Source organism: Thioalkalivibrio sp. AKL17 (assembly GCF_000377885.1).
Taxonomy (GTDB): Bacteria; Pseudomonadota; Gammaproteobacteria; order Ectothiorhodospirales; family Ectothiorhodospiraceae; genus Thioalkalivibrio; species Thioalkalivibrio halophilus.
In genome coordinates this window covers 1-9309 of sequence record NZ_KB898778.1, presented here as the reverse complement: position 1 = coordinate 9309, position 9309 = coordinate 1, and the positions used below count along the sequence as shown (strand labels likewise).

The window sequence follows — 9309 nt, the reverse complement described above, 5'->3', positions numbered from 1 at the left end:
CCGATCCGGCGCGGAGATTGCCCGAACGCACAATCGGCCGGAGGGCCGGCCTCCTGCCGGGGGCAGGGTTCGCCCTGTAGGAGGCCAGCCTCTGGCCGATCCCGCGCGCCTCAGGCCGGCCCCGGGTCCAGCCGGCGTACGACCTCCAGGGCAACCCGCTGGCTGTAGTCATGGATCTTCCAGTGATCCGGGCTCCAGCCGACCAGGAAGCGGTAGAAGTCGGCCTGCGCCAGCGGGAACAGATCCCGCCATTCGGCCTCCAGCGCGGCCGCCTCCACTTCCGGGTGGTGATCGCGCAGCGCACCACGCAGGGCGCCGAAATAGGCGTCCAGCAGTTCCGCCTCGCGATGTTCCTGTTCGTGTTCGTCGAGGCAGGAGCCGATGAAATAGGCGACATCCTTCATCCCGCAGCCGCCGCCGACGTACTGGAAGTCCACTGCCGCCAAGGCGCCCCCGTCGGCAGCAAAACAGAAGTTCGCGACCTTCGCGTCACCGTGGACCAGGGTGTGAAAGCGGGCCGCGTTCAGCCGGCGATCGACCTCCGCGGCCGTGCGGCGGATGGCCGGGTCCTCGATCGCCGCCCATTCTTCCTGACGGGTCGCCAGATGCCAGTAGCTGCCGACCGGCCACAGGCCGTCGGGTGCGGTGCCGACAAACGCGGCATGCAGCTCGGCCAGCCAGCGCAGGCAGAGGACCGCGCCGTCGAAGTCCAGGCGCTCGCGGCGGTCCGGGAAACCGGCCGCATCCAGATCCTCCAGGATCATCCAGCCGCCATGATCGTCCCCACCCGCCGCGAAACAGCGCGGGAGCCGACAGCGCGACGGATCGAGCCGCGGGGCGAAATCCGCGTACCAGGCCCGCTCCACTTCATAGGATCGCCGCTTGCGCCGGTCGGAAACCCCGCCGCCCCAGCCGCGCGGGTGGCTGACGGCTGCCGGGTAGCGGACGTCCTTCACCATCACCGAGGCTACCGTCGCATCCTCCAGGCGGTAGCGCCGGATCTCGCCATAACCGCTCCACAGCCCCTGCACCCGCTCCTGCGGGTACGCCGCGCGGGCGCCGGTCGCATGGCGCACGCGTGCGGTCAGCTCTGCGTCCTCCCGCGCACCCATGGCCGCAGCCGCCTCAGTTGTGCAGCAGCGCGTCGGTGGTGTAGATCAGCAGCCCGTAGTCCTTCTGGTAGGTGTCACGCATGTGCGCGGCAATGCGGGTGCAGAGCTCCTCGGACCCCAGCACCTCGATGCGGATATTGCCGCCCTGGCGCCAGTTGCCGCGACGCTTGCCGTGTTCGCCCCAGCCGCGGGCATCGATCACGGTGTACCCGCTGGCGCCCAGCTTGCGGATCTCGTCGACCAGCATGTCTTCCAGGATCGCCTCGGTAACGATCACCATCAGGCGCATCGGTTCGCCTTCCATGCCCTATCCTCCGACTGCGTAGAGTTGTTCGGCCAACCAGAAGTAAAGGGGTACGCCGACGAAGATGTTGAACGGGAACGTCACCCCCAGCGAGGCCCCGATCGACAGTGCCGGGTTGGCCTCCGGCACCGCGATGCGCATGGCTGCCGGGGCCGCGATGTACGAGGCACTGGCGTACAGCGTGGCCAGCAGCAGCGTGCCGCCCAGCGACATGCCCAGCCCCCAGCCCAGCACAATACCGAGCAGTGCGGCCACCACCGGCATCACGATCGCGAACGCCACCAGAAAGACCCCGTAACTGCGCACCTCGGCGATGCGGCTGGAGGCCACCAGTCCCATCTCCAGCAGGAACAGCGCCAGCACGCCCTTGAACAGATCCCAGAACATCGGCTCCAGCGGCTCGATGTTCTCCGGACCGGCCAGGTAGCCGATCAGCAGCCCGCCGATCAGCAGGAACACGCTCTTGCCGAAAAACACCTCGTGCAGGGTCTTGCCCCAGCGCGTCCCACCACCGGTGCCCGCCTTGGCCAGCAGGATGCCGATCACGATCGCGGGGATCTCCAGCAGTACCAGGAACACGATCATGTGTCCCTCGTAATCCAGCCCGCGCTGGGCCAGGTAGGCCACCGCCACCGAGAAGGTCACCACGCTGACCGAGCCGTAATGGCCGGCGATGGAGGCCGAATCGGCGCGGGTCATGCGGCCGACCCAGCGCAGGACCGGGAAGGCGATCAGCGGGATGAACGCCGCCACCACCAGCACGGCCAGTCCGGGCAGGAGCAATGGCACCAGCTCGGATTCGGCCAGCTTGACCCCGCCGTGCAGGCCGATGGCCAGAAGCAGAAAGATGGACAGCGCCTCGTACACCGCCATCGGGATCTTCAGATCGGATTTGGCCAGCCCGGCGATCGCGCCGAGCAGGAAAAACAGAACGACCGGTTCGGAAACCATGGTCCTTGCCTCCAGTCAGAAACGTCGCCCCGCACCGGCTCTCGCGGGGCACGGGACTGTCGGTCTGGTTCAGTCGCTACCGGGCATCATCGAGGAGTGGTGATGCACGATCTTCCATTCGCCGTCGCGATTCTCGTAGACGAAGGTGTAACGCGCCGGTACGTCCCTGACCTCACCGCCGTCGCGCACGCGAAAGGTATAGGTACCCGCATCCGTCAGCTTGTTGCAGCCGAACTTCACGTTACGCTGAGTGATCGTGCCCTCGGGGCGCTTCTCCAGAAAATGCCGGAAGTAGTCACGGATCTCGTCGCGCGTGGTGCGCGGGACGTTCGACACCGTGGGCAGAAGTACCGCGTCTTCAGCGTAGCAGTCGGTAACCCGATCAGCGTCGCCGGTTTTCAGCGCGTCGTTCCAGCGTTCGAACAGCTCTTCCGCCAGACGCCGGGTCGCGGGGGCGCAAACCACGCAGCTCTCGTCCACCGGGGTATCGATGGCGCCGAAGTTCGGGTCGCCACCGGTGCCGGTCACGGGGTGGTGCTGGTCCCGGTACGAGGCACTCAGGCTGAAGCGGGCACGCGGCTCGCTGTCGGCATCAATGAACCGGGTGCCGCTGATGCGCGGTCGGTCGTCGGAAGGCTTCTTCACGGGGTGTTCTCCGCGGGCGCCGTGGCGGCCCTGATCAAAGGTTGTACTTTGCGGGGGATTGTAAACCGCCCCCCATAGCCTGTCAGCCGGGCCTGTCAGCCGGCACCGTTCATCCGGCGGAGGGGCCCTGTCCGGCATCGGCCTGCGCCTTGAAGGCAGCCAGCATGTCCTCGATCTGATTGCGCAGCCGTGCCTCGTCCTGAATGGCGAAGTCGAGAAAGGTCTGCGCCACCACCGACAGCACCTTCTGCCGCGGATGCACGATGTGCCACTGACGGTGGATCGGGAAATGCTCCACGTCCAGCAGCGCCACCGGCCCTTCCGCGCCCTCCGCGCTCAGGGTATGCAGGGACAGCACCGAGATCCCCAGACCACCGATGACCGCCTGCTTGATCGCCTCGTTGGAACCCAGCTCCATGCGCACCCGCGGATTGATACCGTGTTCCTGGAACAGCTTGAGGGTGGACTCACGGATCCCCGATCCCGGCTCGCGCATCAGGAAGTTCTCCTGCTCCAGCTCCTGCAGCGGGATATTGCGGCGGCCGGCCAGCGGGTGATCGCGGCTGGCCATCACCACCAGCGGGTTGGGTGCAAAGGGGTACACCGCCACGTCGGTCAGGCGCTCCGGCACATGGCCGATGATGTACAGGTCATCGTCGTTATTGGCCAGGCGGTCCAGCACCCGGTCGAAGTTCGAAACCTCCAGCGACAGCTCCACGTCGGGATAGCGCCGCGCGAACTGGCCGAGAATGCTGGGCGCGAAGTACTGCGCCGTGGTGATCACAGCCAGCCGCAGCCGCCCGCGCTTGAGGCCGTGCATCTCGGCCAGCTTCATCTCCAGATTGGTCAGCGCCCCGAGCATCTCGCGGCAGGTGTCGTACAGCAGCAACCCTACCTCGGTGGGCGACGCCCGCCGCCCGACGTATTCGAACAGCGGCAGCCCCAGCGCGGAGGACAGCTTCTTGATCTGGATGGACACCGTCGGCTGGGTCAGGTGCAACTCCTCCGCGGCGCGGGTGAAGCTGCCCAGGCGCACGATCGCTTCGAAGACCTGCAGCTGGCGCAGGGTCGCATGCCGGATCAGATGCGCCGGCAGCTCCGACTTCAGCATCACCTGCGGAAGGCCGGAATCCCGCGTCGAATCGCTCTGACTCACGCCGGCCCCCTGTTAACGGGTGGTCAGGCCGGCATACAGCATCGGCAATTTCTCCGGCAGCCGTTCGACCCGATCCAGCACCATGTAGTGGTTCCCAAAGATGCGCTCCACGTAATCATCGGCGTTGGGGTCCAGGCTCATGCAGAAACTGTGGACGCCGTTGCGTCCGGCCTCCTCCACCGCGCGGCGAGCGTCGAAGCGCAGGTACTGCGGATCACGCACGTCGGTGTCCGAGGGCTCGCCATCGGTGATGACCAGCATCAGCTTCTTTTGCGAACCGCGGGCACGCAGCTGCTCAGTGGCATGCCGGATGGCCGCCCCCATCCGCGTGGAAAGCGCCCCTTTCATCCCCGCCAGACGCGCCCGCGCCGTGTCGTCCCAGGGCGCATCGAAATCCTTGAAGCGGAAGTACTCGACGTCGTGCCGCCCGTCCGAGTTGAAACCGTGGATCGCGAACGGATCGCCGATACGCGAGATCGCACCCGAGAGCAGCGTGGTCGCCTCGCGCGCCAGCTGCACCACCGAGGTGTCGGTCCCGCGCACCGTCTCGTTGGTCGATTCCGACAGGTCCAGCAGAACCAGCACGGACAGATCCCGCTCCTGGCGCAGGGTGCGGGTGTAGATGCGCTCGTCGGGCTGCCGGTTCATGCGCAGGTCGATCTGTGCCTCCACCAGCGCATTCACGTCCAGCTCGTCGCCCTCGGGCTGCCGACGCAGGCGTTGCACGCCTTGCGGCTGAATCGCCTCGATCAGGTATTTCAGACGTGCGATCAGCGGCTTGTGCTTTTCGTTGATCGCGTAGATCTCGTCCAGATCGCCCTTCTCCGGACGACGCTCCAGCAGCGTCACCCAGTGCGGGCGCTCCAGCTGCATCTGGTAGTCCCACTCGTGATAGTGGAACGGCAGCGAGATCGGCTCCTTGCCCTCCTGCGCGTTGATGCTGGTGTCCTCGCCATCGCGGAAGAACTCCGTCGCCAGGACCATGATCTGCTGGGCATCGTCCCCGGCACTGGGCACGTCCAGGGTGTTGATCATCTCCATCGGCGTGACGTAGATGCGTTCCTGACCCGAGCCGTGTGCGGCCAGCACCTCCGCCTCTTCTTCGTCCTCGCGGCCCACCGCCCAGATATAGCGGTTGTCGTCGCGGTAGACGACCTCGGGCGCGATCTGCTTCGGGTTCACGTAGCCCTTTTCCGGGAACGCCGGCGCCAGCGCTTCCGCCAGTTCCGCCGCCAGTCCCGCACGCTCCAGATCGGACTCGCGGGCGAAGGCCGCCCGCGCCTCGTCCACGAACGGGTGCGGGTCCGTGTAATCGGCGTCGATCAGGGCGCGCGCGGTCCGTGCCAGCAGTGGCTGCGGCGCATCGCCGTCTTCCGGGGTGGCCGTGTGCAGGGGTTTCCAGATCTGCCCCAGCCCCGGGAATGCGGCCAGTGTCAGCCCCTCGACCCGAGCATCCTCGAACAGCTCCAGCAGCGCGCCCCGGATCCCCCGCGGCGCCTCTTCTTCCTGGCGCTCGCGGGTATGCACCATGTGCGCGGCGGCATGCGCCGCCGCCGCGCGATACAGGTCAAGCCCGGTCAGCTCGTCGGTGTCGTCGAAGGCATCGGGCAGGAACAGCGTGAACCCCTGGATATACGGCCGGTACCCTTCGCGCGATTCGAAATCGCCGCTGGTTGGCCGCATGAAGAAATCGCGTCCCCACAACGAGCGCAGATACAGGTTGATACGCCGCTGCACGTCCACGAACAAGGTCCCGCGGCGTTCCTTCTGGAATACCGAGCGCGACTCCGGCGACTGCAGGCCGAAGTATTCGATCTGCGCCTCCAGATCGGAGCGATGGGCCTGTGCGCCCCAGGTGGCCCAGCGCCGCAACCCGCCCAGGGTCAGATGGCTCAGCAGCTCGTCCAGGTGCTCCAGCATCGGGCGCACGCCGCGCGGAGCCTGGCCCAGCAGCGAATCCAGCAGGCGCAGATAGCCTTCGAACAGCGAATGGTCGCCCAGGCGACGCGCGGCAATGGGCGCCGTCGAGATCACCAGCGTGATCACCGCCGAGCTGGTCTTGGAATACATCCGGATGGACGAACTCAGCAGTTCCGCGACTGCATCCTCGCCCAGCTCATGCGCCAGCCCCGGCGCCTCCTGAATGAACGCCACGACCAGCTCGGTCCCGCGTCCCAGGGAATGCAGGCTGCGGGCTCCCTCGAGGTAGTAGCGTTCCAGTCCCGCCGGGCTGAATGCACGCGTTGCCTCGTGCCACGCAGATTCAAGCACCTGCGCGGCGTGGTCCCCGAGGTCCTCGAGGAGGTCCGAATAGTCTTCCAGATGGATGCTCATCGCGCGTTCGCGCCGCCTCGAAGGCGGTCTAGAAGAACGTGGTCACCGCCGAATCCAGCGCATCGCGCATGTCCGGATCGTCGGTGATGGGCCGCACCAGGGCCATGCGGCAGGCGGCTAGCGGCGCGACATTCTTGCCAATAAGCGTAGCCGCATACACCAGCATCCGCGTCGAGATTCCCTCGTCCAGTCCGTGCCCCTTCAGGTTGCGCGCACGCTCGGCCACGCTCACCAGTTTGTCCGCGACGTCCTCGCCCACACCGCCCTCGTGCGCGACGATCCGGGTCTCGGTCGCATGATCCGGGTAATCGAAATCCAGCGCGCCGAAGCGCTGTTTGGTCGACTGTTTCAGATCCTTCATCAGGCTCTGGTAACCCGGATTGTAGGAAATCACCACCTGAAAATCGGGATGCGCCTTCACCATTTCCCCCTTCTTCTCCAGCGGGAGCACCCGCCGGTTGTCGGTCAGGGGGTGGATCACCACGGTGGTGTCCTGGCGCGCTTCCACGATCTCGTCGAGATAGCAGATCGCCCCGAGCCGGGCCGCCATGGTCAGCGGCCCGTCCTGCCAGCGCGTCCCTTCAGCGTCCAGCAGATAGCGCCCCAGCAGGTCCGAGGCGGTCATGTCCTCGTTGCAGGCCACCGTCACCAGCGGCTTGCCCAGCTTCCAGGCCATGTGCTCCACGAAGCGCGTCTTGCCGCAGCCCGTCGGACCCTTGAGCATCATGGGCATGCGCGCCGCATACGCCGCCTCGTACAGCTCCACCTCGTCCGCGACCGGCTGGTAATAGGGCTCTGCGGTCACCCGGTATTCGCGCAGTTCGTCCTGCATGGCAATGCTCCTTCACAAAAAGGCCGGGCTTCGCCCGGCCATGCTCGCAATCCCGCCCGGACTCAGTCCGGCCAGACCCGATCCGGATGCAGATTCTCCCAGGGCGTATCCCCGGTGGCGCGATCGTCATTGCCAGGGGAGTCCTTGCGGCCACCGCGGCTCGAAGCCGGGGAGCGTTTTCCCGCCGTCGACCCGGTGCTCTTGCGGGTGGCGCCGGAGCCACCCGCGGACTTTTTAGCCGCAGGCTTCTTCGCCGTGCTGCCCCGCGGACCGGTCGTTGCCTTTCCGGACGACGATTTGCCGGAGGCGGGCTTTTGCGCCGGCTTGTTCTCCGCCGGTTTCTGCTCCGTGGCGGACTCCGGCTTGCTGCTCGACGTTTCATTCGTCGACGTGCCCGATGCCTCGCCCTTGTTGTCCTGATTCTCGCGCGCCGCGCGCACGCCGGCCGCCAGCTTGTTCTGCAGGTCACTCATTGTGACACCTCCTCGATGATGGCTTCGATCTCGGCCGCAGCCGCCTGTCCGGGTTTCCCCAGATCATAGACGGAGCTGCCTTCCAGCGCCGAACGCCGGTAGATGGCCCGCCGCCGCAGCGTCTGCTCCAGAGCGGGTATGTCGATCTCCATGAGGGCGTGCTTCATCGCACGCGAGAGCGCGCTGCGCACCTCAAGCTGGTTGACCACGATACGCGCCTGCAGATCCCGGTTCGCCCCTTGTGCCTCCTCCAGGCCCGTCCCCATGCGGACACTGCCCCACAGGTCCACCGGCGAAGGAAGCACCGGGATCAGTGCCAGGTCCGCAGCTGCCAGGGCCCCGTTCACCGCACCGCCTTCCAGGGTCGGAGGACAGTCGATGACCACGAAATCATAATCCCGACGCAGGTTTGCCAGCTCCCGGTCCAGCGGCCCGGCCACCGCGAACACGGATGCCGGGAACGGCTTGCGCTCCGAACTCATGCGCGCCCATTGCCCGGCGGAACCCTGAGGATCAGCGTCGATGACCAGGGTCCGGCCGCGCCGGGCCAGCCCGGCCGCGAGATTCATCGTCAGGGTAGTCTTGCCAGTCCCGCCCTTCTGATTGACGACCGCGATCACCCGCGAGCTCATTATGACCCCCGGGTCATGAAGTCACCTCGCCGGCGAGGCGGTCGACCTCGAGCGCGAAGGCGCGATCCGCCTCGCCGATCGCCTCGCCGTCCCGGGCGTCGATGGTGATGTTCACATAGGTCGTCCCGAAGCTTATGTTCGGGTGATAACCGTCGGCCTCGGACAGATCCGCGACCCGGTCGAGGAAATCCCGCGTCACCCCGTATCGATCAAAGGTGTACTGCTTGCTGATCGACACCAGCGAACCCTTGCCAGGCTCCCAGCCTGCGGGAACCACGTCACCGTTCTCGGCCATCGGAGTCTCCGCTGCCGTTTGCATTCATTTGAGCATCGATCTCGCGCACGTGTTCCCACTCTTCGTCGAGCAGGGCCGCAAACAGCGCGGCATCCTCACGGGCACCGGTCCGACGGCAATACACCACCGCTTCTTCGTACATCCGCACTGCATCCAGCTCCAGCGCGCGGTTGTACTCCATCAGCTGGCGGACCGAACGCCCCAGACGCACCGGTCCCAGCTGGCTGCCGGGAGGCGCCAGCCCGTAGTGCATCAGGCGCGTCATCAGGCGATCCGCATGCTCCAGTTCTTCCTGCGCTTCCCGCCGCAGCGAGTCGCTCAGTTCCGCCATGCCCCAGAGCGCGGTCAGCCGCGCCTGGGCCATGTACTGCTGGACCGCCGACATTTCATGCGCGACCGCCCGGTTCAGATAGCCCACGATCCGTGGATCGGCCATCGGCGTATCCTCAGCTGGCGGAGCCGCTGGCGCTGGGCGCGGACGGCAGGATGCTTTCCACTTCGGAATGCACGCGGGCAATGATGTGCGCGGCCACCAGACCGTCACCCACACGCTCGCAGGAATCGGCACCGGCACG

General features: G+C 66.5%; 11 protein-coding genes and 1 pseudogene. All 12 read right to left on the bottom strand.

The window, feature by feature from the left end:
• Positions 1-110: 110 nt before the first annotated feature.
• Positions 111-1112 carry a phosphotransferase gene (locus tag D577_RS0113410; RefSeq protein WP_018947966.1) on the bottom strand — a complete coding sequence of 334 codons (1002 nt, stop codon included), beginning with the start codon at positions 1110-1112 and terminating at the stop codon, positions 111-113.
• A gap of 13 nt (positions 1113-1125) precedes the next feature.
• Entirely contained in the window at positions 1126-1416 is a 291-nt protein-coding gene (locus tag D577_RS0113405) for a P-II family nitrogen regulator (RefSeq protein WP_018871374.1), read from the bottom strand.
• A 3-nt stretch (positions 1417-1419) separates the two neighbouring features.
• Positions 1420-2367 (bottom strand): sodium-dependent bicarbonate transport family permease, encoded by a 948-nt coding sequence (locus tag D577_RS0113400; RefSeq protein ID WP_018947965.1) that lies wholly within the window; start codon positions 2365-2367, stop codon positions 1420-1422.
• Positions 2368-2436: 69 nt separating this feature from the next.
• Positions 2437-3012, bottom strand: a complete 576-nt coding sequence (locus tag D577_RS0113395) for an SgcJ/EcaC family oxidoreductase (protein WP_018947964.1) — start codon at positions 3010-3012, stop codon at positions 2437-2439.
• A 109-nt stretch (positions 3013-3121) separates the two neighbouring features.
• Positions 3122-4123, bottom strand: coding sequence for a LysR family transcriptional regulator (locus tag D577_RS0113390; RefSeq protein ID WP_018871377.1), 1002 nt, complete (start codon positions 4121-4123; stop codon positions 3122-3124).
• A gap of 57 nt (positions 4124-4180) precedes the next feature.
• Complete coding sequence (locus D577_RS0113385; RefSeq protein ID WP_018947962.1) at positions 4181-6502, bottom strand: nitric oxide reductase activation protein NorD; 2322 nt, start codon at positions 6500-6502, stop codon at positions 4181-4183.
• Between the two features lie 28 nt (positions 6503-6530).
• Positions 6531-7334 (bottom strand): CbbQ/NirQ/NorQ/GpvN family protein, encoded by an 804-nt coding sequence (locus tag D577_RS0113380; protein ID WP_018947961.1) that lies wholly within the window; start codon positions 7332-7334, stop codon positions 6531-6533.
• Between the two features lie 62 nt (positions 7335-7396).
• Complete coding sequence (locus D577_RS14190) at positions 7397-7807, bottom strand: hypothetical protein (protein WP_024330043.1); 411 nt, start codon at positions 7805-7807, stop codon at positions 7397-7399.
• A complete protein-coding gene (gene parA, locus D577_RS0113370; protein ID WP_018947959.1) occupies positions 7804-8439 on the bottom strand; it encodes a ParA family partition ATPase in 636 nt (211 codons plus the stop codon). The genes D577_RS14190 and parA overlap by 4 nt, the downstream gene beginning before the upstream one ends.
• Before the next feature lie 13 nt (positions 8440-8452).
• The gene (locus tag D577_RS0113365; RefSeq protein WP_018871382.1) at positions 8453-8734 is read right to left on the bottom strand and encodes a 4a-hydroxytetrahydrobiopterin dehydratase; all 282 of its coding nucleotides are present in this window, start codon (positions 8732-8734) and stop codon (positions 8453-8455) included.
• Positions 8718-9170: a bacterioferritin gene (locus D577_RS0113360; protein WP_018947958.1), complete on the bottom strand. Its 453-nt coding sequence runs from the start codon at positions 9168-9170 to the stop codon at positions 8718-8720. The genes D577_RS0113365 and D577_RS0113360 overlap by 17 nt, the downstream gene beginning before the upstream one ends.
• 10 nt (positions 9171-9180) lie before the next feature.
• Positions 9181-9309: pseudogene (locus D577_RS13755) on the bottom strand (carbon dioxide-concentrating protein CcmK); the annotation flags it as partial.

Excerpts from the sequence above, each read along its gene's own strand:
- D577_RS0113390 (WP_018871377.1), bottom strand. The coding sequence starts at position 4,123 with ATGCTGAAGTCGGAGCTGCCGGCGCATCTGATCCGGCATGCGACCCTG.
- D577_RS0113385 (WP_018947962.1), bottom strand. The coding sequence starts at position 6,502 with ATGAGCATCCATCTGGAAGACTATTCGGACCTCCTCGAGGACCTCGGG.
- D577_RS0113410 (WP_018947966.1), bottom strand. The coding sequence starts at position 1,112 with ATGGGTGCGCGGGAGGACGCAGAGCTGACCGCACGCGTGCGCCATGCG.
- D577_RS0113400 (WP_018947965.1), bottom strand. The coding sequence starts at position 2,367 with ATGGTTTCCGAACCGGTCGTTCTGTTTTTCCTGCTCGGCGCGATCGCC.
- D577_RS0113365 (WP_018871382.1), bottom strand. The coding sequence starts at position 8,734 with ATGGCCGAGAACGGTGACGTGGTTCCCGCAGGCTGGGAGCCTGGCAAG.
- D577_RS0113405 (WP_018871374.1), bottom strand. The coding sequence starts at position 1,416 with ATGGAAGGCGAACCGATGCGCCTGATGGTGATCGTTACCGAGGCGATC.
- D577_RS0113380 (WP_018947961.1), bottom strand. The coding sequence starts at position 7,334 with ATGCAGGACGAACTGCGCGAATACCGGGTGACCGCAGAGCCCTATTAC.
- D577_RS0113360 (WP_018947958.1), bottom strand. The coding sequence starts at position 9,170 with ATGGCCGATCCACGGATCGTGGGCTATCTGAACCGGGCGGTCGCGCAT.
- D577_RS14190 (WP_024330043.1), bottom strand. The coding sequence starts at position 7,807 with ATGAGTGACCTGCAGAACAAGCTGGCGGCCGGCGTGCGCGCGGCGCGC.
- parA (WP_018947959.1), bottom strand. The coding sequence starts at position 8,439 with ATGAGCTCGCGGGTGATCGCGGTCGTCAATCAGAAGGGCGGGACTGGC.